This is a genomic window from Natrialba magadii ATCC 43099, assembly GCF_000025625.1.
Classification (GTDB): Archaea; Halobacteriota; Halobacteria; order Halobacteriales; family Natrialbaceae; genus Natrialba; species Natrialba magadii.
Genome location: NC_013922.1, coordinates 3,474,943 through 3,498,789, shown reverse-complemented (window position 1 = coordinate 3,498,789; position 23,847 = coordinate 3,474,943). Strand labels below are relative to the sequence as shown.

Below are 23,847 nucleotides of genomic sequence, written 5' to 3'. Positions count from 1 at the left end.
CAGTCGCGCCCTCAGCAATCAGTCCCATCTGTAGCTCACCTGTCCCATGACGTGTCTGCTGGTCAGTTCGGCCGACGCCTCGGAGTAATCGAACTCCGCCACCATCGTCTCGATCGTGTTCTCTTTGACGGACGCCGTCTCGGTCCCGCTCGGCGGATCGTCCCACTGACGTGGGTCGAAGTCCTCGAAGGTACGACTCACGTCGTCCCAGTCGTGGCTCTCCAGAACCGACTTGATCACGGGAATCGCTGCCAGGTCGACATCAGCCACCGAGAAGTCCTCGTCGCGGTGCTCCCAGGCGTGGCGATTCAGGGAAGTGATCACCTTCTCGCGGCGGAAGTTCCTGACGCTCTCCCGGGGGAGATTCCCCTGATACTCGTCCTCGGAGAACCGGCCGAGGTGCTCGATTTCGAACAGCTTCATCTTCAGCGGATCGGGCTCGACCCGTTCGCCACGGTCGTTGTACAGCGGTTCGTCGGTCTCCCAGGCGTAGACCTGTTCGACGTACTCGCCGACGGTCTCCTCGTCGACGCGTTTCTCGTGCATGATTGCCTCGATGACGTCCGACTCCTGGCGGTCGAAGATGTAGTTCTTGACCGGAACGACGCGGTTCTCGAACTCCGAGCGTTCGCCGGTCGAGAACACCGGTGCGTTCGCCATCCCCTCGGCCATCGCGTTCAGCACGTCGCGAGGCATGACGACGTCCTCGACGGAGAGGTCGCCGTGGTGGCGGTCTCGTTCGGTCTGGAGCAACTCGGCGAGCGTATCGCGGGTGTAGGTGACCGGGATGCCGTGGTCGCCGTCGTGGCCGTCGTCGTCGAAGTCGAACTCGTCCTTTTCGCGACGGGTGTCGCCCTCCTGCAGGTAGCCCTGATCGTAGATCAGCGCCTTGTCGACCAGGTCGAGCCCGTTTGGCAGGTCTTCCTCGTCGAGGCGGGTGACGACGGCGTACAGGGCCGCCGCTTCGATGGCGTGTGGGGCGAACTCGCGCGTTCGCGTCCGACCATCCTGGCCCTTGATCGTCGCCCGCACCGGCTCGCGGATCCGGTTCTCGAGTTCGTCGTAGCTGTCGGCCTCCCAGACCTCGGTCTCGTTGGTCAGTTCGCGGCGGATAAGTTCGGTTTCGAGGCTGAGGTTCGTCAGGTAGCCAAAGCGGTGCTTGTCGAGCCGGCGTTTGAGTGCCTTCAGCGGGTCCATACCGTTTCGGTCGGCGTGCTGGTTCAGCTGGGCCTCGAGGTCGGGATTCGAGATGATCAGCAACTGGGTGTCGACGTCCATCCCGATGCCCTTGTCCAGTTTGACAGACTGCTCGTCGGGCACGTTCAGCAGCTTCTGCAGCAGGTCGGCGTGCTGGGCGGCGTCCTCAACGATCGTGAGGACGCCGTTACCCTGCGACAGTACGCCGTCGTAGCTGAACGCCTGCGGGTTCTTGCGCCCGCGCGAGTCCAGTTCCTGGAGCATGCCGTGCATCCAGGAGCCGACGAGGCGTTCCTTGGGACGACCCTCGTCCTCCGAGTGCAGGACGCCGACGCCCTGGCCGATGTCGACGACGTAGTTCTTCACCCGCAAGTGCTCACTGTCCGCAATCGCCGAGAACAGGTCCTCGCTGCCCTCTCTGCGGTAACGCTCCTCCAGGAAGTCGTACGCCTCCCGGGAGAACGGATCGAGTTCGGTGTCGACCCGAACCGGAACGTGGTCCTCGAGTTGCTCGTTCAGATCGGCGAGCACCTGCGAGCGAACTTGCTCCGGAAAGACCGACAGCGGGTGGGACTGGACGGGGCTCTGGTACCAGTTCTGGTCGTCTCCAGCCGTCGGATCGACGCCGTAGCTCAGGCTGCGGTCGCTCGTCTCGGCGGTGGCGACGTTCCACTCGATGGTGTACCGGCGTCCCTCTGGTGTCTTCGAGTACTCCCGGAGGCCGTTGACGAGACAGCGCTTGAGTTCGGACTTGCCCGTCGCGGTCGGTCCCTCGAACCAGATGATCTTCTCGTCTTTCGCTCGACCCGCGGCGATCGAACGGAGGTCGTCGACGAACCGGTTGAGCACCTCGGTGTTGCCGAGAATCGCGTGCTCACCGTCGTTGTGTGGATCGTCGAAGAAACGGTAGCGTTCCTTCTCCTCGCCCTCCTCGACCACCGTGCGTGTCCCGGCCGCTTCGATCGCTTCGAGCAGGTACTTCGAGGCGTGGGATGCAATCGTCGGATTCTCGAAGATCCGGTCGACGTACGCCGCGAGCGCCATCGGCTTCTCGTAGGTCTCCTCGAGTTCCCGGTCGGCCTCGGAGACGTAGTCGTTCCCGGTCATATTAGTCTTCCATCTCTGCCTTGGCGACCTCGGCGCCGGCGAACTCGAGTACCTCCTTGGCACCGTCTTCGGAGTAGCCCTGTTCCATCAGCGCGTCGATCCAGGCGGAGCGTTCGTCGTCGTCGAACTCGTTGGCCGACACCAGCGCGGAGAAGTTGATGTTGTGTTTCTTGTCCTCCCAGAGCTTGCGCTCCAGTGCGCGGCGCAGGCGCTCGTTGTCCTGCGGGTTGAACGCCTCGCCTTCGCGCGCTCTGCGGCTGACCCAGTTCGAGACCTCCTGGCGGAAGTCCTCTTTGCGGTCTTCGGGAATGTCGAGTTTCTCCTCGACCGAGCGAAGGAAGGTCTCGTCGGGTTCTTGCTCGCGGCCGGTCAACTCGTCCTCGATGGTGTCGTCGTCGATGTAGGCCATCACGTGGTCCATGTACTTCTCGCCCTGGCGCTGGATCTCGTCCAGATCGTAGGCGAGCGCGTGGCGCACGTCCTCGATGGCGCGCTCTTTGTACTCTTCACGGACAACCTCGAGGTATCGGTAGTACTTCTCGAAGTTGTCTTCGGGGATGGAGCCGTGGTGCTCTAGGTTCTCCTCGAAGAAGTTGAACACCGTCAACGGCGACAGGAAGCCGCGCGAGCGGTGTTTGGAGTCCATGATCGCCTCCGCAATCTCGTCGCCGATGAACCGGGGTGAGACGCCGACCATGCCCTCGCCGATTTCGGCCTTCTGCTCGGCTTCGTCGCGGAGCTTTTTGATGTCGATATCGTCGCCCTCGTCGATTTCGCCGTTGTACGCTTTCGCCTTCGAGAGGAGGTCGACCGTCTCGCTGTCGGGTTCTTCGACCCGCGTGAGGACGCCGAAGAGGCCGGCCATCTCGAGCGTGTGGGGTTCGACGTTGATGTCCGGCACGTCGGCGTTGTTCAGCATCTTCTCGTAGATCATCGACTCGTCTTCGTAGGAGAGGACGTACGGGAAGTCGATCCGCTTCGTGCGGTCGTTGAACGCCTCCATCTTCTCGTCGCCCTTCTTGTCCTTGTACTCGGGCATGTTCGTCCGGCCGACGATCACCTGGTCGATGTCGATCCGCGGGTTGTTCTTCGGTTTGATCGTCTGCTCCTGGGTCGCGTGCAGGAAGTCGTAGAGGAATTCCCGCTGGAGCTTCAGGAGCTCTTCACCGCTGAAAATACCCCTGTTCGCGTTACAGAATGCACCCGAGTAATCGAACGCGCGCGGGTCGGACTCGCCGTAGATGGCGATCTTCGAGTAGTTGACGTCACCCGTTAGCTCGGTCTCGTCCTGGTTCTTCTTGTCCTTTGGTTCGAACGTCTCCAGGCCCTGGCGCTTGTTCTCGTCGGCGATGAAACGGATGATCTCGACGTGGTTCTCGAGTACCTGCTGGAGGTCGTCGTCGTAGTACGCCAGCAGCTTGTCCATGTAGAACTCGCTCTCGGGATCGAGCGACTGCTCGTTCTGGATCGTGTAGGGTGCGTCGAGGCGCTCGTTGATGTCGTCGATCACGCGTTGGCGCTGCTCACGTGGCAGGAGAACGAGCGGATCCTGATTCATCGGAGATCGAACGGTGTCGTCGGCCGGATCCTGGTCTTTGATAACGTCACAGAGGTTCGTCCAGCGGAAGGTGTACATCCGTCCCTCCTCGCGGAGCGTGTAGTCCTCGAAGTACTCCCGAACCTGCTTGTCGAAGTGGGACTTCCCCGACCCGACTGGGCCGAGCAGGAGTTTAATACGCCGCTCGGGACCGAGGCGGCGGGCACCCGATTTCACCTTGTTGACGAACTCGTGAATCGACTGGTGAATAACCTTCCCGTAGAAGGTATTCTCACCGTCGTTTAGCGGGTCCTCGCTCGCCAGCTGGTACTCGACGACACCCTCTGTCTCGTCGTAGGTGGTGCCGTAGTAGTCGAACATATCCGCAACGCGTTGGTGGGCGTTGCGGGTCACCTTGGGGTCTGCGTACACCTCTTCTAGGTACCAGTCGAAGGATTTGGTCTCCCGCAGGTCTGCGGGCATCGATTCCTTGTACTCCGCACTGAGTTCCTCGAGCGTCTCGATGTCACCAGTCATGTTATCTTGCCAGTTGTGGATCCCCGTCGATTGGGTCGCGTTCGTCGGTCGTCCGTATCGCGTCTCGATCCGTGATCACAAGCGCACGAGGCAACGGGTTGGCACGGGTCCAACAGTAGCGGCTCGTCGGCGGGTCGGCTGCCACTTACAGCCGGCCCGTCGGTGACTCTCGTGGATGCCCCCTGTTCCGAGACGGGGTCTCCCGGCGAGGGCGTGCTCGTCTGAGCAGTGGCGACGACGGTCAGTCGTGTCATGTGCGAACTTCCACCACGCACCTGTGTGCAACGACCGCGTCTGCGGTGTCACACGACGGCGTTCCACGATCGGGCGTGGGTAATCGGTCCGTCAGTCGGATACCGATAGTATTTAATGAGTGAGTAATCCAGGTACTTAACCTTGGCCCCAAAAGATATTTATTAGGATCAGACTACCGGCAAACAGTTCCTATACACGGTGCTGTCAACTGATACCACGACACCCATTTCGCGACTATCGATGTAAATTCTCGGCCTGCATTGCCGTGGTTTGCTCGCGCGCGCTCTCCTAGAGACGGTGATACGTTCATCACAATGTGTCTCTGGTTCTCTCGCACCGACTGCGAATGTTCGACATAGCTGCTGCGAATTCGACCACACCGTCTCCGAAGTTGGCCACACCGAGGCAGATCACGACGAACCTATAGGGACGCTTCACCAATTCGTAGCCATGACCGCACTCGAGTCCCTGCCGGATTCCTGGGACGTCTGGTCCGAAGGTGAGGACGGCCGACTCGTCCTCGCCTACCGACCAGACGTGTTCAACGGCGACGACTTTCCTGCCCCCTGTTTGCCGACGCTGTATCTCACGCACGGCAAGCGAACCCGTCGCCCAGGACAGAACCCGAGTGATACGACGGGCCAGACCGACTGGTACGTCACGTTCTATCTCGAACCCGAGGTGACACTCGAGGGCGGTACCAGTTTTCCGACCCGGAGCGAGGCACTCACAGCGACGGTCGACCTTGCCGAACAGTTCGACGCCGGTGAGGTCGACTATCGCGCGTGCTATCAGGTGCCGCGAGAGGACTACTTCGAGCGGTTAGACGAGCTTACGGGCCGTGGATCGACCGCACCACGTGATGCGTAACGAACGCCTCCCCAGTGACGTGAGGCTTAACCGCGAGTGGTGAATACTCCAGGGTATGACCACCGTCACGCTCATCGGCTCCCGCCTCGCCGATCCGGGAACCGAATTCGTCTACGAGGGCGAGGCCGACGGCTGCGCGGGCTGTCCCTACCGGAGCCAGTGTCTCAATCTCTCATCCGACACCAAGTACCGCGTCACCGCCGTCCGCGAAAACGCACAGACACTCGAGTGCGCCATGCACGACGGCGGCGTCCGCGCTGTCGAAGTCGAGCCTGCGTCCGTGCGCGCGAACATCCCGAGTAAGGGGTCGTTCGCCGGCAGCAAGGCGAGCCTTTCGGGGCCGTGTCCGTACGTCGAGTGTCCGAGCCACGAGTTCTGTGAGCCAGACGGTGTGGCGTTCGACGAGGAACACCGGATCAGCGAGATTCTCGGTGATCCGCCACACGAGGTCTGTCATCTCGACCGGTCGCTGCAGCTGGTCGAACTGGATCTGGACGGCTGATACGGCCTGTTGTGAGGGCCTGTTGGCAACCTTACTCTCGAGTCAACACGTCCTCGTCGAGCCAACTCCCCGCCCAGCACTCGATTTCGTCGAACACCGGCTCGAGTGACTCGCCCTTGTCGGTGAGGCTATAGTAGGTCGCGATCGGAGCGTCTTCTTCGATGCGGCGCTCGACGAACCCCATCTCGCCGAGGTCGTCCAGAACGCGCGAGAGTGTTCGCGCGTTCGCACCGGTCGAGCGCTTGAGTTCGTTGAAGCGCTGTTCGCCGGTCAGTAGTTCGTGGAGGACGGCCAGTCGCCACTGCGAGCCGATCTGTTCGAGCGACTGGATGACGGGGCACGCATTGGCGTCTGTGTCGCGGTTTTTCGTTTGCGGCGATGACATCGTTCACCCGTTCGTACACACTGGACCCCCATAGCAGTTCGGAACCGAACTAGCTGACATTGTGTTAGCTATCGACCACGCTCTCCGTCGAAGCCCCCCCACACGTCAGTGCACAACTGCTGTGCGGTCAGTGTGTGATCTGTTACAGTGGGGACGAGAGAAACTGCTCACCGAGAGTCTGCGTACCGACTGGCTCACGAAGCGACCCGCGCTTGCAAACGAATGACTGCGTCCCAGGAGTTGCGGCCCAGGAGCCCGGTTTCTGAACCAGGATTAGCCGACGTTCATCGCCCGCTTTAGGACGTGTTCTCCGTACATCTCCCGCAACTCCTCGCGTTGATCTGGACGATTCTCGTAGACATCCTGAAACAGGCTGATCGGTGTCTGTGCTGCCTGGTACGTTGCCTCGTCCCACATTCGCTCCTCGGAGATTGAAACCTCGACTCCATCGATGCTGAGTGTCGTCGACTGCTCCATCGCAATTGCGCCCTTGCCGGCTTCCGTGGCCTCTTCGAAGGTTTCCATCGAATCCACGATGTCGGTGAGACTCGGGACGTAGTCGGTCAGATTCAGAAGTTCTTCGTGGAGTTCGTCGTCGCATACCGCTTGCTCCTCAGAGCCAACTCGGAACCTGTAGCGATCAGTCTCGGTCTTCTCGAGTGCCAGTCGCTCGCCATCGTAGATGTGAACATCGTCTTCCATGTACAGTTCGACCGTATGGCCGTTCACGTCGAGTAGCCAGGACCCGGTTTTCGGTGGTAACGGAGCTGTATTCGCTTCAATCACCTGTTCGGGCGTCAACGCCCAGATGCCGAGCAGTCCTTTCGCCTGGTTGGTGGTCATGCGCTCGTGATAGCCGTCGATATCCCGGATATCATCGTAGGGTCCGTCGATCGCAATCAACCCGTTGGCACTTGCACTCCTGGAAGTGTTGTGCCGTAGCTCCGGCCACGCTGGTAACTCTCCCGTGGGCGTGATTGCTCGCATGTCCTTCGTGTAGTCGACTTCGCCGTCGACGAGGAGAGACAGACGCTCGAGATTGTTCGTTGGTTTCCCGATCTCGTCACGGAGGTCTGCAAGCGCCAGTTCTGCCTGTCCGCTTTCGACGATGACGGACATGGACAGTCGCCCTTCGTCTAAGCCGTACTCGGTTTCGATGATAGTGAGACACTCGTCGGCTTTTTTCCAGTCGTCGATGTCGCCGACTTCTGGGACGACGAAGCCGTCGATGTACTCGATGGCACCCCGCTCGGGATCGGCGATATACAGCATCTGTTGGAGACCCTGGTATCTGGTGTCGGGTCGGTCTCGGTGCCAGACGATCCGCGGGTGAATCTCGCCGGGGAACGATTCCCCGTGCTCCGCGACGATGTCGACGATATTCTCGATACCGTCGTCGCGCATCGAGGGGGCTGTCGCGTCCTCGTTGTCCGGAACCCACACATCTGGTGCGCGCATTCCGCGAAGCTGGACCGCACGCCGGAGCATCTTTGCGGAATCAGTCTCGCCCTCCACCGCCGCTGGGGAGGTAAAGAACGTTCGCACAAACGATCGATCCTGCTGTCCGTCAGACCGCATGGTGGTAGTCTGGATTGACATGGGAGAGTTGTGGTACTGATTTAGTCACTGGTGTCCGACGTGAGCGGCTCGGACTGCTCTTCGCTGAACCCCGCGGATTCCGTCATCCGCTCACGTGCATCTGGATCGAATTCGGACTCGATGTTCTGGTACCGCGGAACGAACGAAAGCTCGTGGTGGCTTTCGGTCTCGTGATCGAGGTACCGGCTTTCGAGGTCGAACTGTGCTGCTTCGGCGTTTTCGGCGATGTTCACCAGATCCTCATAGACGGCATGCGCCCCGGAGTGGAGCCCATAGAGGGTGATGAATATGTAGCGATAGCCGAGCGAGCCGAGCTCCGAAAACGTTAGTGGGTCGTCCTCTTCGCTCCACGCGAACGACGATGAATAGTTGAACGCGAGATCCAGGTCAGGATGTGTCTCGTGGATCGTTTCGGCATAGTTGATCGCATCCTCACGAGACGGGTCCGGCATCTCGGGCCAGACGAGGTCGACGCCGGCGTCGGCGTAGATCCGGCCTCGCTCGAGATGTTCCTCCCAGTCACCGTTGGCCGACCCGTACGCGTCGGTTCGAGCGATGATGACCGTGTCCTCACTCTGTTTCGCATCGACCGCGGCTTCGAATCGCGATCTGGCTTCCTCGCGGCCGACGATCTGCTTCCCAGCGATGTGACCGCAGCGCTTTGGGGAGGTCTGGTCTTCGATGTGGACGGCAGCAACGCCCGCTTTCTCGTATTCACGAACAGCACGGCGAACGTTGTGTATGCCACCGTAGCCGGTGTCACAGTCGGCGATTACGGGAAGGTTCGTTGCTTCGACCATTCGTTTGGCGTTTTCGACCATCTCCGTCATCGTGACCATCTCAAGGTCAGGGAAGCCGAACTGGCCGAGGACAGTCGAATAGCCGCTCATGTATGCAGCATCGATTCCTGCCATTTCGGCCAGGCGGGCATCGAGTGCGTGGTAGATGCCCGGCGCGAACGTGTACGATTGTGAATCGAGCAGGTCCCGGAACTGTCTTCCAGCTGGATTGTCAATACGTCGTGCATAAACGTCGTCGTCGAGTTCTGATGGGTGCATTGTCTGGTACTAGTCGCTTGTTTTTGATCGCCGGTTCTGTTCGAGTGGCCGCAGATCCGGAACGAGTGGGGCGTCACACTCGGCTTCTAACACGCTGGTCCGGGACCGCTTCGGCGAGATGCTCCCGGTGACTTGCGGCCCGGATGGTGCCGTGTCACTCATCGGGCTCACTGGAACGAGTGGTGCGCCCGCATCTTCGATACCATCGGTGCCACTGCACGTTGTGAGTGACCTGTCGGGGGGATCCGATTGAGAGCGGTGCAAACTATCGGTTTCTGTCGTCTCGGTGGTGCGAGTCATGTGTGTTCTGGAGGTGGTTTTCCCACAGCACGTCAGTATCTGCCCGATTCCTCATCATCAATCACTACATACACTGCATCGCCGATGTCAGTGATAAAACTAATCCTAGATTGTCCTAGTACAATTCTAGTTGCTTATTTTCCTATTCGGTATGTGAACGGAGCTGATAGACAACGCTGTGACCGAACGGACGGTATCGCTACTGTCGCGCCGATTACGCACGAATCACCCCTGCTACCCATGGTATGGCCGTCCAGTCGCCACTACATAGAATAATATTGTGTTTCGCACGCTGGTCCAGGCCGAGGAACACAGGGATGTTTATGTAACCCGCAAAACAGGCTGTGTGTAGTGACGAACGATACCACACGGCGAACTGTCCTTGCCGGGGTGCTCGCCGCCGGTGTCGGGGGACTGGCGCTGACCGATGCGCACGACCTGCTCGACCAGTTCGCCCCGCTGTCGGGCGACGCCTGGGACGCGGCCGACCGCACACTCCCAGGGACCGTCGAGAGTCCTCACGGCGAGGCCAGCATCCACTACGACGAGTTCGGCGTGCCGACGATCAGCGCCGACGACGAGGAAGCGGCCTACTTCGCCGTTGGCTACGCGCAGGCGTTCGACCGCCTCTTCCAGCTCGATCTTCAGCGACGAGTCATGCGCGGGCAGGTGTCCGAACTCGTCGGCGAAGCCATGCTCGAAGACGACGAGTTCCACGTCGCGATGGACTTCGCGGGCGCGGCCGAGGCCACCTGGGAACACGTCGCCGACACGCCCGCCGGCCCGCTGGTCCAGGCCTACACCGACGGCGTCAACGCAGTGATCGAAAACGAACAGTTGCCACTCGAGTTCGAACTGCTCGGAGCCGAGCCCGAGCCGTGGACGCCGGTGGATTCGATGCTGATGGAGAAGCAGATTTCGTGGGATCTGACGGGGAATTTCGGCGAACTACGTGAGGCGTTGATTGCGGAACGGCTCGGTGACGATGTCGTCGCGGAACTCTATCCGGATCGGCTGGATCACGACGTCCCTATTCTCCGAGAAGAGATCGACGCGGATCGACTGGACGAGAACGGCGAGGGAGACACTGGCGACAGCGAATCCGCTGGGAACAGTTCTGTGTCGACAGCGACTGCGCCGCGGTCTGATTCCGTCGGTTCTGCTAGCAACTCCTCACCCGAGGACAGCGAAACCGACACAACCACCACCGCCAGCATCGGTCCAGCACTAACCAGCTGGCTCTCAGGGTTCGAATCACCGCCCGGCGTCGGCTCAAACAGCTGGGTCGTCTCCGGCGACCACACCGAGAGCGGACTCCCAATCGTCGCCTACGACCCCCATCTCACCCTGATGACGCCGCCGCTGTGGTACGAACAGCACGTCGAGACACCCAATACATCGGTCCGTGGGGCAACCTTCCCCGGCGTCCCGTTCGTCATCACCGGCGCGAACGACAGCGGCACCTGGTCGTTCACCAACGTCGGTGCGGACGTCCTCGACTGCTACGAGTACGACATCGACGAGGACGGCGAGCGCTACCGCTACCAGGGCGAGTGGCGCGATTTTGACACCGAGGAACGCGAAATCGCCGTCGCAGGCGGCGAGAATCGAACGCTGACACTCCGGAAAACCGTCCACGGCCCCGTCCTCGAGCGCGAGGGCCAGACCGTCGGCGTCGCCTGGACCGGCCACACTGCCACGCGGACGACCGACGCAATCTACGAATTCGAGCGCAGTGACGGACTGGACGAGGTACTCGAGTCCACCCGGAAGTTCGACCTGCCCACACAGAATCTCGTCTACGCGGACGCGGACGGACGGACGATGTACTACGCGACTGGAAAACTCCCGATTCGGGAAATAGACGGCGAACCGGTATCCGGTAATCAGATCTTCGACGGCTCCGCGGGCGAGGGCGAGTGGGAGGGCTTTACGCCGTTCGGCGAATCCTCCTGGGACGGCTTCGTCCCCTTCGAGGAGAAGCCGCACGCGATCGATCCGGACGTGCTCGCGACGGCGAACCAGCGCGTGGCTGACGACCCCGAACACTACGTCGGCGTCGCCTACGCGGCACCTTACCGGGGCGAGCGGATTTACGACCGCCTCGACGAGCAACTCGAGCGCGGCGAGCCGACAGACCTCGACTTCCATCGCGAGTTGCAGAACGATACGTACGACGGGCGGGCAGCACAGCTCGTGCCGGACCTGCTCGACGCACTCGCAGAGAGCAACACGGACGAGTTCGGCGACGTTTTCGACACCCTCGAAGACTGGGACTACCGGATGGACCGCGACTCTCGCGGCGCGCTCGTGTTCGCCCGGTGGTTCGACCACTACCGCCACCGGCTTTTCGAGGACGGATTCGAGGATGCGGGGCTCGACGAGTCGTACTATCCGAACGACTGGATCATCGCGACGTTGCCTGAGGATAGCGAGGTCTTTGACGACCAGTCGAAGGCGGAAGCGATGCTCGGGGCACTCGAGAACGCCCGCTCGGAAATCGACGCCGAAGGCTGGGAAACCTACGGTGACTGGAACTCGACGCGGACGATCGAGCACCCATTTGCCGTCGAAGCGCCGTTTCTGGACTACGAGACGGCACCGACGGACGGCTCGCGGGCGACGGTCAAGAACTACCGCGTCGAGTCGGCAGTTGGCGCGAGCTGGCGAATGGTCGTCGAACCCGGTGGCGACGCGACGGCGGTCCTGCCCGGTGGGAACTCGGGTGACTACTTCTCGCCGCATTACGACGATCAGTTCGATCAGTGGCGAAACGGCGAGCAGAAGCCGATGGACCGCACGACTGGCGACGGTGAGCCGGATGTCTCGTTCGTCGCGGAGGGTGACCAATGACGTCACAACCTGATCGTGACGACAGCGGGAGAGAGGACGGGGACCTGAACCACAAATCGGAACCGGAGTCGGATCCGGAATCCGAACCCGACTCGAAATCGCAATCAGACCCCACACTGGAACGAAGAACGACCAGCACACTCGGCGGCGACGGCATCCCCGCCAGCGTGGAACAGGAACTCGAGTCCATTCGAACGACGCCGCGCCGTCGCGCCGTCGCGCTCGTCCTCGCCGGTGGACTCGGCGTCGTGTTCGCGTGGTTCCACTGGATCGGTCTCGTCCTCGGCGGTGCGCTCGTTGGACTCGTCTCGACGACCTTCTGGCGAGCGCTCGTCACCGCAGCTGGGTTCGGCCTCGTCGTTCTCGGTCTGTTCGTGATCAGCCTGGGCGGGGCGACAGCGCAGGTACTCGAGATGGCCCCGGTCGTCTACCTCATCGTGGGGGCGGCGATTGGGTTGCCAGTGTTCGGCTCGCTGGTACGCGGAATCGTGTAGCTGAGGCTGTCAGGGTTTGGTGCGGCCCAAGAAAGCGGGGATGACGGAAGAACGGCCGATCGACTGTGCTGTCGTGTCCGCGTTTGTGCCGCTAGTCGCGGTCGAACACGTTCTTGATGCGCGAGACGATACCACTGTCCTCGTCGGTGCGCTGGGTCTCTCGGTCAGTGTGTTCGTCCGTCATATGCACGTGACTGTATGCTCATTCGACACTAAAATCTGGTGGAGCCAGACAGACTCTCCGAAACCGGTAGTCGACGGACAGTACTGTTTTCACCCTTCTCGTCGAGGCACGCGTATGGAGTACACGACACTCGGCACCACTGGTATGGAAGTGAGTCGCCTCTGTCTCGGCTGCATGAGCTTCGGCTCCTCGGACTGGCGGGAGTGGGTACTCGAAGACGAGGAGAGCAAGGAAATCATCGAACGCGCAATCGACCTCGGGATCAACTTCTTTGATACCGCGAACATGTACTCGCGAGGGGAGTCCGAGCGCATCCTCGGCGATGCCCTTGCGGAGTTCGACTACCAGCAGGAGGCCGTCGTCGCGACCAAAGTCTACCATCCGATGCGCGACGACGACCCCAACTCGGGGGGACTCTCCCGAAAAACGATTGAGCAGGAACTCGCGGCCAGCCGCGAGCGCCTGGGCGTAGATACGATTGATCTCTACCAGATCCACCGCTGGGACGACGAGACGCCAATCGAGACGACCATGCGGGCACTCGACGACGCCGTCCGCCGGGGTCACGTGCGGTACGTGGGGGCTTCCTCGATGTGGGCTCACCAGTTCGCCGATGCGTTACACACGAGCGACCAACTGGCTCTCAATCAGTTCGTCACGATGCAGAACCACTACAACCTCGTCTACCGCGAGGAGGAACGCGAGATGCTGCCGCTCTGTGCGAAAGAAGATATCGGTGTCCTCCCCTGGTCTCCGCTCGCCCGAGGATATCTCACGCGCCCGCACGAGGACATCGACGCGACGACCCGCGGGGAAGCAGAGGAGCACATGTACAATCACCCCTACCGCGAGGGTGGCGGCAGAGAGATCAACGAACGTGTCGCCGAACTCGCGGCCGAGAAGGGTGTCACGATGGCTCAGATCTCCCTCGCCTGGCTCCTGCACAAAGACTGGGTCGACGCACCGATTATCGGGACGACGAGCGTCGAGCACCTGGAACAGGCCGTCGAGGCGCTCGACATCTCGCTGTCAGCGTCGGATATGGCGTACCTGGAAGAACCCTACGAACCGGTTTCGGTGTCGGGTCACACCTGATCTTCCGGAAAAGATAGCTACACACTAAAGCAGCGCTCAGGGAAGCTTTTCTGCCGCTTCGGTGAGGTCCGCCTCTGTCTCCCACCGGTGGAGTCGGCCCTCGGACTCGAGTAGCTCGAAGACGCCATCTTGCATCCAGCCGAAGGGATGGTCCTCCTCGGTGTCTGGGTACTCGCGTTTCAGGACGTAGCTCTTCTCGAAGAACTCGGTGGTGCCCGCGAGGAGGCCCTGTTCGACGAGGAAGTCACTTGGCTCCTTCTCGGCGATGCCGACGACGTGGGTGACGAGGTCCGCAATGAGACAAAACTTTTGGATGCCGTTTTCCCACTCGCCGCGGACGTCGACCATGCGGAAGGCGTAGGCGTCGGGGCGACGGTTGAGCCGGTCGACGACGAGGTTGAGCCGGCGGATCGGCTCGCGGTCGTAGCTCCCGAGGACGAAGTAGGAGCGTTCGTTCTCGTAGACTGGCGTGAGTTCGCTCAGTGAGTGGAGGATGGCCTCGTTGTCGGCGAGGGTGAGTTCTTCCTGCTCTAAGCGCTCGCGAGCGCTCGTCAGGACCGACTCGGGGACGGGTGGCTCGGTGTTGGTCATATCCAATGCGTATCGGCACGCCATTATAGTCGTTTCCGGGTCGTTTCCGATTCTTCCGATTCTTCCGATACTGGGTACAGGCCCTGAAACAGCGCATATTGGCAGAAAACCTATTTCCGATTCTTTTGCAGCGACTCTTCGAGAGTTGTTTACTCTACGGTAAGTCACTCCAGAGTAGTTCACTCCAGGGTAAACTACTTGGTGATACAGTCCGTAGGCCGCTGTATGAGTACCCGGCTTGGGACCACCGAGGGGTCGAACGCGCGCGAACTCCTCCACTTCGTCACCCAACAGACCCGGTTCGCACTGCTCACGAATATCGTTCAACACCCAGAACAACTGCCTTCGATGTACGAACTCGAGCAGTTGAACCCCAGCGTGAGCGACGCAACCGTCTACAAACACGTCCAGAAACTGATCGACGTCGGCGTCGTTCGCGAGGTCTCCCTCCCCGAAGACGAGCGCCAGCAGGGCTATCCCTGGAAATTCTACGCGCTCACCGACGACGGCCGGCAGTTCCTCGACGAACACAACGTCCTTGCCGCAGAGGAAACCCTCCAGCAACTGTACGAGACCATCTCCGACAAACCGGAGAAAATGATCCGCTACGAAAACGCACCGCGACCTGCACTCGAGTAGACGGTAGCCGGCCGGCTGCCCTGCCACAGCGACTAAGCGCCGAATCACCCACCCGTTCAAGTGCTCACGCTCACGCTCCCGCTCACGCTCCCGCCCTCGCTCGCGGGAGCGCAGCATCTCCGGTGCTCAGGAGAACCGCGACGCGACGTCTGCCTCGGTAATGATCCCAACCGTTTCTCCCGCTTCCGTGATCATCACGGCCTTGTAGTGCTCCAGCAGGTTGCTGATCTCGTCTAGGGTCGCGTCTTTCGACACCGTCGGGAAACTCTCGCTCATGTGGTCCGCGATCGGTTCGTCGCGGGCGGCGGAATCGAGGTGGACCAGATCGCTCTGACTGATCGAGCCAACCGGAATGCCGTCCTGAATCACGGCGAGTTGTGAGTAGGCCTCCTCTTCCATCTTTCGCGCCGCTTCCTTCACCGGATCGTCCGGCGTTACGTTCACCACGGCCTCGTTCATCAGATCCTCCGCGCGAACCACGTCGCTCTCGGCCTTCTCGAGTGCGTTGACGATTCGACGCAGCGTCGAGAGGCGCGGATCGACGTCGCCGCCCTCGATGCGGGCGATCAGCGGCTGGGAGACGTCTGCCGTCTCGGCGAGTTCGCTCTGAGTCAACCCGAGGTCGGTCCGTCGCTGGCGCAGGTCCGCAGGGGTTGGCAGCTCCATAGCAGCCAATAACCAGGGGTTATAGAAAGAGCTTTGGGTGGGAGTGAATCTTCGTGGTCGAGAAGTGGCGAGCGATACCTGCTGGCACCCGCTCTTTCGCACTACGATCTCGGGGATAAGACGACCGCTGTGGTCGCGGTCGTCCGTTACTCGTCCGCTGGCGTTTCCATAATCTCGACGACCGACAGCGGCACGTCACGCAGTGCGCCGCCGACTTCGCTCTTTGCAATGCGAGAGGCGTGTTCCTCGCTGTCGGCGTTGAACACTTCCATCTCGAGTCCCAGGCCGACGAGTGCAGTCTGGGCCGCGACGAACGCGGAGTCGAACGGCTCACCGCAGGCCGGACAGCCCGTCGCGCCGACTTCGACCTCGACGTAGTCCATATTCTCGCTGTTGAGTCGCTTTCCGGCTTCGCTTACTGCGACACCGATCGCGTCGTCTATCGAATCGACGTCACGAACGAGCCACGCTGCTTCCATCGCGACGAGATAGTTGCCCATATGTCGTGGTCGGTCCGGGGGGTTTCTTGTCTTGCGGTTCGTCCGCGCCGCCATCGCGGAAATATCGGTGCACCCCATCACGCACACTCGCATGCGACTGCTGAACATGGTATAGACTACAGAGTACAGACTACAGACGCGTCGACGAGCGCGCACGGGAACGAAATGAATTCTATAAGTTATGCGAATTCAGCGTATCGATTGCCACCCACTTAGTCAGATTTCGACTCGAGTACACCTTGAGTTTCCCCGAGCACAACCACCCTTGAATCGCATGACTGCGCCGACCTGATCCAACAGGCACAATCATTATGAATATTAGAAATAACGAACTTTTATATATAACCCTCGTCTGAGCCACGCCTGAACGCTGATGATCTCCCGCGTGTACCACGCAACGCTGTTCGCGCTGTATCAACTGTGCATCATGGTTGGCATCGTCGCCATGCCACTCGCCATCGCCGCCCGCCAGGCCGGGGTTACGCTCCCGGTCCACCGCCTCATCGACACCGTCGAGAACGCCTACGAGGGCGCACAGCACTGATCAGGCACTAACACGACGCTCGTTTTGCGGCTGCATTCAACGCCATCCTGAGCGGTGTCGCTGGTCTGGGCGCTGTCCGACGCGTTCTGTTGGGTCTCGCCGTTCGCACTCGACAGCGAACAGGGACAAACAGGGCGGCGGACAAACCGGAAACAAGGACGATGACCGCCGGTGTTTTATATCGTGCCGGTCGTAACGTTCGGTCAATGCGAGCACCACAGCATAATTCGGACTTCTCCCGGACGGTCAACCAGCTGGCCGACGACCCGAACCCATACGAGCCGGAAGTCGGCTCGATGCCCAAGAACGAGTTCTCGCGTGCAGACCTCGACAACGTGAACAAGACGGGGACGACGACGATCGGTATCACGACCGAGGACGGCGTCGTCATCGCGACGGACATGCGCGCCAGCCTCGGCGGGCGCTTCGTCTCGAACAAGAACGTCCAGAAGGTCGAACAGATCCACCCAACGGGCGCGCTGACGATGGTTGGCAGCGTCGGCGGTGCCCAGTCGTTCATCGGCAGCCTCCGCGCCGAGGTTAACCTCTACGAGGCCCGTCGCGGCGAGCCGATCAGCATGGACGCACTCGCGACCCTCGCCGGCAACTTCGCCCGCGGCGGCCCGTTCTTTGCGATCCACCCGATTCTGGGCGGCGTCGACGAGGAAGGGAGCCACGTCTACAGCATCGACCCAGCCGGCGGCGTCATGGAAGACGATTACACCGTCACCGGCTCCGGGATGCAACTCGCCTACGGTCTCCTCGAGCAGGAGTTCGAAGAGGACCTCTCGAACGACGAGGCGACGACGGTCGCTGCCCGCGCAATCAAGTCTGCTGCAGAGCGTGACACCGGCTCCGGTAACGGTGTCTTCCTCTGTGAAATCACCGACGAGGGCGTCGACATCCACGGCCACCACGACTTCGACGAAGTCGTCTAAGCCGTCTAAGCCGTCTGATCGTCTCTCCGCCTAATCGCTGGTCGACCCGCCTGCCCGTCGGGCGCTCGACTCAATTGGACGCAGCGCTTTTTGGGATACTAGCTGTGTAGCCCACAGTCTGCACTCCTCTTTCTCGCAGTCGGCTGTCCACAACCACAAGACGTGGCACAGGACGCAGCGTGCGGTCCGCAGCGCACAGCACGCAGCCCACAATATACAGCCCACACCGAGCGAAAACGGTCAACAGATCAAGACAGTATCAGCAGCAGCAACGACAGCAGCGACAGCGACAACAGTAGTACCGGCCGCTCAGAGATCCGCTTCCGCCTCAGCTTCAGCTTCGAGTTCACCCGTTTCGCTCGTACTCGAGTGCACACTGGCGACAGAGTCGACCGATTCCGCGTGGCCGCTCTCGCTCGAGCGGTAGATGGCGTCGATGACGCGCTGGACGACGAGCGCCTCACCGATTGTGTTCGTCGACGGTTCGGAGTCGGTTGCGACGGCGGTGAGGAAGCGTTCGTCCTGTTCTTTGTAGCCGGTTAGAGTCGAATCGCCGGTGAACTGGGTGTCGGTGTAGTGGTCGCCGCCGGCCGAACTGGCACCGAGGAGTTGCATGTTGGTGTCGCCGATGTCGAACTGGGCACCGGCTTCGGTGCCGCGGATGCGAAAGTCCATACTCTCCTCGCGGTTGGTCGCCCAGGCGGCTTCCAGCGAGATCGTCTGGCCGTCAGCACACCGGATGAAGGCACTGACGGAATCGTCGACCTCGTACGTCTCTGCGCTTGCATCCCAGTTGTCGCCGAAGCCCTCGGGATCGGCGTACTCTTCTTGTGCCCCGAAGGTCGTTCGCGCGATGCCCGAGACTTCGGTGATTTCGGGGAAGTCGAGCGCGTAGAGGGCAAGGTCCAGCGCGTGGACGCCGATATCGAGCAGCGCGCCGCCGCCGGAGAGATCCTCGTTGGTGAACCACGAGCCGGGGCCGGGAACGCCGCGTCGGCGGACGTAGTTGGCTTCGATGTGTGTTAGCTCGCCGAAACGCCCGCGTGCGTGGTGTTCCTCGAACATCGTCATCGAGGCCGCGTGGCGGTTGTGGAAGCCGACCATGCAGAAGCCGTCCGCCTCGGCTTCGGCTTCGGCAATCCGCTCTGCACTGTCGAGCGTGTGCGCGAGCGGTTTTTCCACGAGCACGTCACAGCCTGCCTCGAGTGCGTCGACCGTGATTGGTTCGTGAAAGCGGTTCGGCGTTGTGACGATGACGGCGTCGACTGCGTCGTCGACGACGAGGTCCTCGTGGGTTTCGTAGGTTTCTGCGCCGAATTCGGCGGCGAAGCGCTCGCGCTGGTCAGGGACCAGATCGGCACCGGCGACGACCGTCGCGCCGAGGTCCGTGACGTTTCGTGCGTGGTGGTGGCCCATCCCGCCGAGGCCGACAATCCCGACACCGATGTCGGTGCCGATCACCGGCGATCACCCCGTCGGGATCGGTGCGTGCGAGACCGGCGGTGTGTGGAGGATGAGGAGGTCGTACAGCGAGAAGCCAGCGTAAACGATGGTGTTCGAAGCCCGTCCCAGTCCATAGAGTGACGCAGTCAGCGATCAAAATAAGGGTTGTGACCGATTAATGTATTGGGTTACGATGTGAGTCTTCCTTCGTGATACGTTCCGAATGGATGATTTCCACCGGAGATCACGCGAGCTAAGGGGATCGACGGTGGACGAGTGCCCATGCGAACGATCACGGTCTGGAACGAGTTCCGACACGAGCGCGAGGACGACGAGGTGGCGGCCGTCTATCCGGACGGCATTCACGAAGCGCTCGCGGACATTTTCCGAACACAGGAGACGGCCGACGAGTACGAGATCCAGACAGCCACGCTCGACGAGCCAGAACACGGGCTCACCGAGAACGTACTCGACGAGACGGATGTGCTCCTCTGGTGGGGCCACGAAGCCCACGACGAAGTCGCCGACGACATCGTCGACCGCGTGCAGGAGCGGGTACTCGAGGGCATGGGCCTACTCGTTCTCCACTCGGCACACTACTCGAAAATTTTCAAGCGGCTCATGGGGACGACCTGCAGCCTTCAGTGGCGCGAGGACGGCGAGACCGAGCGGCTGTGGGTAGTCGATCCCGGACATCCGATCACGGACGGCCTCGGCGAGTGTATCGAGCTGCCGGAGACGGAGATGTACGGCGAGCCGTTCGACGTGCCCGAGCCGGACCGGCTGGTTTTCACGAGTTGGTTCGAGGGCGGCGAGGTGTTCCGCAGCGGCTGTTGTTACCGCCGTGGGAGTGGCCGCATCTTCTACTTCCGGCCGGGTCACGAGACGTATCCGATCTACGAGAACGAAGAGATTCAGCAGGTCCTGCGAAACGCCGTCGAGTGGGCGAGTCCGCGTGAGGGTGCGCCGCGGTCGTTCGGCGAGCGCGCATAGGTTGGAGTGAATTGACTCCTCAGCAGTCAGCCGCTTCGCTGAGTGTCTACCAGTTCAGTCGCGACCTCGAGTTGTGTTCCCGTCGCCGACTCTAACCGCTCGCGCACGACCTCGACGAAGTCGGGTGACTCCGTCTCGCCGGGTGGGCGTTCGACGAGCACGGTAACTGCAGGCTGGTCGCCAGTGTAGACGTCGATCAGTTCGTACTGGACGGAGACATCCTGAAACTCGAGGTCGCCGAACGCGGGGTCGTCGCTCATCGCGGCGAGTTCGGTCTGGACGTCGTGCTCGACGGCAGCAGTCTGGTAGGTGCCGTAAGTAACGCCGCCGAGAACGAGTGAGAGGACGGCGATTGCGACCACGAGCACGGTGACACGCGCGCGCAGACGGCCGTACACGCGGTCGACACTGCCGGTGCGCTGTGGGCGGTAGCCGGAGAGCCAGAGCAACAGCAAGGCGGTGAGGTTGATCGAGAGCAGGTTGACGAGGACGAGTGTGCCGGCTGTGACGACGACGTCGGGGTGTCCCCAGGCGATTCCAAGCCCCGCCGTCGCGGCCGGCGGGATGAGTGCGACGGCAATCGCGACGCCGACCAGCACCGACCCGACGTCGCGAATGAGGCTAATGACGCCCGCAATCCCGGAGCCGAGCGCGAGAAACAGCGCCAGGACGTTCGGCGTGATTCGCTCCTGGATCTGTGGAACCGTCGTGATATCGAACCCCGGCGGGAGCAACACCGATCCCCTGAGGAGCCAGCCGAGAATTGCGGCGGTCGCGACGGCGGCGAGCAGGCCGACGACCTGCAAAATGACCCCTCGCTGTGCGAGGTCGTCGTCGTCGACGACCACGCCGACGCTCGCTGCGAGCGCGGGGCCCATGAGCGGGGCGACCACCATCGCGCCGATAATCGTCGCAGCGGAGTCGAGCAACAGACCGGCCGTCGCGATAATCGTGCTCACGATCAACAGAACGTAGTAGGTAGAGGCCGCGGGCGCGAGGTCGACCGCCTGTGCCTGTAACTCCTCACGAGAGATTCGCGTCCCGGTGAACCGCCCCTGCAGGTCGTCAGTGCGCTCCGAGACGACGGTCTCTGCAGCCGTCACAACAGTATAGGAGGCGTCGGCCAGGCCCGCATCTCTGAACTCGGCGACAAGTGGCTCAACACCGGCCGGCGGCACCGGAATCGAGACGAGTGCCTCGAACTCGTCGTGACTCGTCTCCGCCGACACGGCGTAATCGACCCCGGCCGCGTCGGCCGTCTCGAGTACGAGGTCCAACTCACCCTCTGGGACGAACACCTGAACGAGGCGCATGCTCTCTGTACGACAGACAGTGGCATAGTCTGTCGTCACGGGGTCGTGACTGTCTGCCGCGAAGAACGAATCTTCCGGCGAGTATAGTACCACGGGTCCGGTGACCCGTGGCGTTCCCAGAGGCGCGTCACGCCCAGAACCGGGCGGTAAAGCGTGTGAATCTTTAATTCCCTTCGCGCTCCCGTTCGGTCGCGTGGAACCAGTAACACCCGAACACGACATTCGTATCCGTGAAGGTCAGCCACTTTACGATGGCTCGACACCACCAGTCTCACCACGTCTTACCATGTTTCAGTGCGTGGGTTTTGAGAGGTTGGCAACGGTGAGTTCTGGTATAATTCAATTATCTAGTCTGTGATAAAATGTGGGTTATGACGAGGGGCGTACGCGATTCACCCACGGGTCAGGTGACCCATGGAACTCTCGCTGTACTCTTTAGAACGCCTGTCGTCCCTCGTCCGTAATCACGCTCTCGAGCAGCGACACCGGCGTCGCGTCGTAGGCTGGATTCCGAACGTCGAAGCCCTCGGCGGGTTCGGGCATGACCTCACTGCCCGATCGGAACTCGTTCTCGAAGACGAAGCCCTCGGTGATAATCTTCGACGCCGAGCCGAGCACCGTCACTGGCACGTTGAGTTCGCTCGCCGTCGCCGCGATCGGGAACGTCCCAACGCGGTTGTAGAGCGTCTCGTCGACGATACAGTCCATGCCGACGATCACGCGGTCGCACTCTTCTAGGTAGTAGCCGTTCGCACTATCAGTGATCAGCGTCGGCTCGACGCCATCGAGATCCGCAAGCTGGCGAACCGTCTTGCGGCCGATGTAGCGCGGGCGGGCCTCGGTGACGTAGACCTCGAAGGTCTTGCCTGCAGCCGTCGCCTGCTCGAGTGCCTCGAGTACGGTCGAGGAGTAGTCGTGGGTCAGTAGCGTCGCACCGTCAGCAAGGTGCTCGACTGCGTTCTCCGCGGCGCGGTCCTTGGCTGACTCGACCCGCGAAACGACCACGTCGATCTGTTCCTGCGTCAGTTTCTTGGCCTCCTCGACGGTCTCGGGGTCGGCGTCGGTGACGGTTGTGACGACCTCCCGGACCGCGTTCTGAAGCGAGGCATGTGATGGGTTCGCCCGCCGGAGAACCGAGCCGTTTCGCTCGAGCGACCGGATGTACTCCTCGGCAGTTGCAAACTCGCGATCGAGCAGGTCCTCGAGTGCACGTGTCGCGTTCACGGCGACTACCGAGGAGCTGTGCGTCTGCATGTCCTGTATCTCCTCGACCGTCTCGTCGATCATACCTGCATGGATTCTCGTAAGCGCAAAAGGTGTTCCGGGTCGAGCGGTCGGCGAACCCTATGCTGCGGCGTCGAATCCAAAGAGTCGCCGCAACTCTCCTTCGATCCGGTCGGTGAACTCGGAGAGGACGGCCTCAAACTGTTCCTCATCAGCGCCGATGGCACCGACCCGCGATTTCGGATCGTCGGGGAGCTCGACGCTGAACTCGCCGTTTCCTTCGTAGATCGGCTCGCTTTCGCTCAGCACCTGCCGGTCGATCGCGCGCAGGACTTCGGAGTCGACCCGCCCGTGCAGTTGCTGGTAGGCGTTCGAGTAGGCCGTCTCGAGTTCCTCGAAGTAGTAGACGTACTTCTCCTCGAACTTTTCGGGGTCGAACTTGGTTTCGGTCCCGGTTTCGGCGTCTGCTTCGATGTCATCCTCGTGCTCAGCCATAGCCGGTCCTGAGAGCCCCAGCCGGTAAACGATTCGGCTCTACTCGACCGTCGTGGTGCACAACGACAACGGCGACCGCACGCTTACGGTGCGTGGCGTCCTAAAACCACTAATGACGGCTTCACCTTCGATCACCGTCCGATACACCTGTCCCTACTGCGACGCCGTCCACAGTATCGAACGCGGTCCCGACCTCGCGGATCGCTCGGTCACGAAACACTCACAGCCGGGCTGGGAGTACGCCACGCCCGAGGACGATTTCGAGACCCGGGAGGCCGCCAACGGCATCGCGTTCATCTGCGGCGAGGACGGCCCCGTCACCGACCTCGCGGAGGAGCCGATCGAGGGCTGTGGCCGGCCGTTCTACCTCAACTTCGTCCGCTTCGAGCAGGGCGTCGAACTCGAGCCGGATCCACCGACGTACGGCGGTCCGCGGTTCGATTTCAGTCCGTGATCATACCTGGTTCGAGGAACACAACACCCAGTCCGACACGAACACAACCCTTTTCGACGCCCGGAAGTACCTTC

At 61.5% G+C, this 23,847-nt stretch carries 22 protein-coding genes; 10 read left to right on the top strand and 12 right to left on the bottom strand.

Annotation, left to right across the window (positions count from 1 at the left end):
* Nucleotides 1-18 precede the first annotated feature (18 nt).
* Entirely contained in the window at nucleotides 19-2,304 is a 2,286-nt protein-coding gene (locus NMAG_RS16285; RefSeq protein WP_004267905.1) for a PrkA family serine protein kinase, read from the bottom strand.
* 1 nt (nucleotide 2,305) lies between these two features.
* The gene (locus NMAG_RS16280; RefSeq protein ID WP_004267906.1) at nucleotides 2,306-4,378 is read right to left on the bottom strand and encodes a PrkA family serine protein kinase; all 2,073 of its coding nucleotides are present in this window, start codon (nucleotides 4,376-4,378) and stop codon (nucleotides 2,306-2,308) included.
* Nucleotides 4,379-5,083: 705 nt separating this feature from the next.
* Here NMAG_RS16280 and NMAG_RS16275 point away from each other — a divergent pair.
* Entirely contained in the window at nucleotides 5,084-5,503 is a 420-nt protein-coding gene (locus tag NMAG_RS16275) for a DUF5820 family protein (protein ID WP_004267907.1), read from the top strand.
* Between the two features lie 55 nt (nucleotides 5,504-5,558).
* On the top strand, nucleotides 5,559-6,005 hold the full coding sequence (locus NMAG_RS16270; protein WP_004267908.1) for a UPF0179 family protein: 447 nt from the start codon (nucleotides 5,559-5,561) through the stop codon (nucleotides 6,003-6,005).
* A gap of 31 nt (nucleotides 6,006-6,036) precedes the next feature.
* On the opposite strand, the gene NMAG_RS16265 is transcribed toward NMAG_RS16270, so the two are convergent.
* From NMAG_RS16265 to aceA, 3 genes are all read right to left on the bottom strand, one after another.
* A complete protein-coding gene (locus NMAG_RS16265; protein WP_004267909.1) occupies nucleotides 6,037-6,390 on the bottom strand; it encodes a winged helix-turn-helix transcriptional regulator in 354 nt (117 codons plus the stop codon).
* Between the two features lie 273 nt (nucleotides 6,391-6,663).
* Nucleotides 6,664-7,968 carry a malate synthase AceB gene (gene aceB, locus NMAG_RS16260; protein WP_004267910.1) on the bottom strand — a complete coding sequence of 435 codons (1,305 nt, stop codon included), beginning with the start codon at nucleotides 7,966-7,968 and terminating at the stop codon, nucleotides 6,664-6,666.
* 41 nt (nucleotides 7,969-8,009) lie between these two features.
* Nucleotides 8,010-9,047, bottom strand: coding sequence for an isocitrate lyase (aceA, locus tag NMAG_RS16255; protein WP_004267911.1), 1,038 nt, complete (start codon nucleotides 9,045-9,047; stop codon nucleotides 8,010-8,012).
* 651 nt (nucleotides 9,048-9,698) lie between these two features.
* Here aceA and NMAG_RS16250 point away from each other — a divergent pair.
* The 3 genes from NMAG_RS16250 to NMAG_RS16240 all read left to right on the top strand — a co-directional run bounded on the left by NMAG_RS16250 (nucleotide 9,699) and on the right by NMAG_RS16240 (nucleotide 13,973).
* On the top strand, nucleotides 9,699-12,200 hold the full coding sequence (locus NMAG_RS16250) for a penicillin acylase family protein (RefSeq protein ID WP_004267912.1): 2,502 nt from the start codon (nucleotides 9,699-9,701) through the stop codon (nucleotides 12,198-12,200).
* A complete protein-coding gene (locus NMAG_RS16245; protein ID WP_004267913.1) occupies nucleotides 12,197-12,694 on the top strand; it encodes a hypothetical protein in 498 nt (165 codons plus the stop codon). Before NMAG_RS16250 ends, NMAG_RS16245 begins: the two co-directional genes overlap by 4 nt.
* A 298-nt stretch (nucleotides 12,695-12,992) precedes the next feature.
* A complete protein-coding gene (locus NMAG_RS16240) occupies nucleotides 12,993-13,973 on the top strand; it encodes an aldo/keto reductase (RefSeq protein ID WP_004267916.1) in 981 nt (326 codons plus the stop codon).
* 36 nt (nucleotides 13,974-14,009) lie between these two features.
* Here NMAG_RS16240 and NMAG_RS16235 read toward each other — a convergent pair whose 3' ends face one another.
* On the bottom strand, nucleotides 14,010-14,564 hold the full coding sequence (locus tag NMAG_RS16235) for a hypothetical protein (protein WP_012996826.1): 555 nt from the start codon (nucleotides 14,562-14,564) through the stop codon (nucleotides 14,010-14,012).
* A 225-nt stretch (nucleotides 14,565-14,789) separates the two neighbouring features.
* Between NMAG_RS16235 and NMAG_RS16230 the strand changes: the two genes are divergently transcribed.
* Nucleotides 14,790-15,203 carry a helix-turn-helix domain-containing protein gene (locus NMAG_RS16230; protein WP_004215858.1) on the top strand — a complete coding sequence of 138 codons (414 nt, stop codon included), beginning with the start codon at nucleotides 14,790-14,792 and terminating at the stop codon, nucleotides 15,201-15,203.
* A gap of 126 nt (nucleotides 15,204-15,329) precedes the next feature.
* Here NMAG_RS16230 and NMAG_RS16225 read toward each other — a convergent pair whose 3' ends face one another.
* Both NMAG_RS16225 and NMAG_RS16220 read right to left on the bottom strand, forming a co-directional pair.
* Complete coding sequence (locus NMAG_RS16225) at nucleotides 15,330-15,869, bottom strand: CBS domain-containing protein (protein ID WP_004215859.1); 540 nt, start codon at nucleotides 15,867-15,869, stop codon at nucleotides 15,330-15,332.
* A gap of 146 nt (nucleotides 15,870-16,015) precedes the next feature.
* The gene (locus NMAG_RS16220; RefSeq protein ID WP_004215860.1) at nucleotides 16,016-16,369 is read right to left on the bottom strand and encodes a DUF555 domain-containing protein; all 354 of its coding nucleotides are present in this window, start codon (nucleotides 16,367-16,369) and stop codon (nucleotides 16,016-16,018) included.
* 373 nt (nucleotides 16,370-16,742) lie between these two features.
* Here NMAG_RS16220 and NMAG_RS22205 point away from each other — a divergent pair, with 373 nt between their 5' ends.
* A complete protein-coding gene (locus NMAG_RS22205) occupies nucleotides 16,743-16,913 on the top strand; it encodes a hypothetical protein (protein WP_004215862.1) in 171 nt (56 codons plus the stop codon).
* Between the two features lie 206 nt (nucleotides 16,914-17,119).
* Nucleotides 17,120-17,851, top strand: coding sequence for an archaeal proteasome endopeptidase complex subunit beta (gene psmB / locus NMAG_RS16215; RefSeq protein ID WP_004215863.1), 732 nt, complete (start codon nucleotides 17,120-17,122; stop codon nucleotides 17,849-17,851).
* Nucleotides 17,852-18,160: 309 nt separating this feature from the next.
* Here psmB and NMAG_RS16210 read toward each other — a convergent pair whose 3' ends face one another.
* Nucleotides 18,161-19,312: a Gfo/Idh/MocA family protein gene (locus NMAG_RS16210; protein ID WP_004215865.1), complete on the bottom strand. Its 1,152-nt coding sequence runs from the start codon at nucleotides 19,310-19,312 to the stop codon at nucleotides 18,161-18,163.
* A 264-nt stretch (nucleotides 19,313-19,576) separates the two neighbouring features.
* Between NMAG_RS16210 and NMAG_RS16205 the strand changes: the two genes are divergently transcribed.
* Nucleotides 19,577-20,287: a ThuA domain-containing protein gene (locus tag NMAG_RS16205; RefSeq protein ID WP_004215867.1), complete on the top strand. Its 711-nt coding sequence runs from the start codon at nucleotides 19,577-19,579 to the stop codon at nucleotides 20,285-20,287.
* A 26-nt stretch (nucleotides 20,288-20,313) separates the two neighbouring features.
* Here the strand turns inward: NMAG_RS16205 and NMAG_RS16200 are convergent, their stop codons facing one another.
* The 3 genes from NMAG_RS16200 to NMAG_RS16190 form a co-directional block, all read right to left on the bottom strand.
* Nucleotides 20,314-21,600 (bottom strand): TIGR00341 family protein, encoded by a 1,287-nt coding sequence (locus NMAG_RS16200; protein ID WP_049916346.1) that lies wholly within the window; start codon nucleotides 21,598-21,600, stop codon nucleotides 20,314-20,316.
* A gap of 435 nt (nucleotides 21,601-22,035) precedes the next feature.
* Nucleotides 22,036-22,887: a translation initiation factor eIF-2B gene (locus NMAG_RS16195; protein WP_004215869.1), complete on the bottom strand. Its 852-nt coding sequence runs from the start codon at nucleotides 22,885-22,887 to the stop codon at nucleotides 22,036-22,038.
* Between the two features lie 57 nt (nucleotides 22,888-22,944).
* Nucleotides 22,945-23,319: a DUF5783 family protein gene (locus NMAG_RS16190; RefSeq protein WP_004215870.1), complete on the bottom strand. Its 375-nt coding sequence runs from the start codon at nucleotides 23,317-23,319 to the stop codon at nucleotides 22,945-22,947.
* 112 nt (nucleotides 23,320-23,431) lie between these two features.
* Between NMAG_RS16190 and NMAG_RS16185 the strand changes: the two genes are divergently transcribed.
* Complete coding sequence (locus NMAG_RS16185) at nucleotides 23,432-23,773, top strand: hypothetical protein (RefSeq protein WP_012996824.1); 342 nt, start codon at nucleotides 23,432-23,434, stop codon at nucleotides 23,771-23,773.
* The last annotated feature ends 74 nt before the right edge of the window (nucleotides 23,774-23,847 follow it).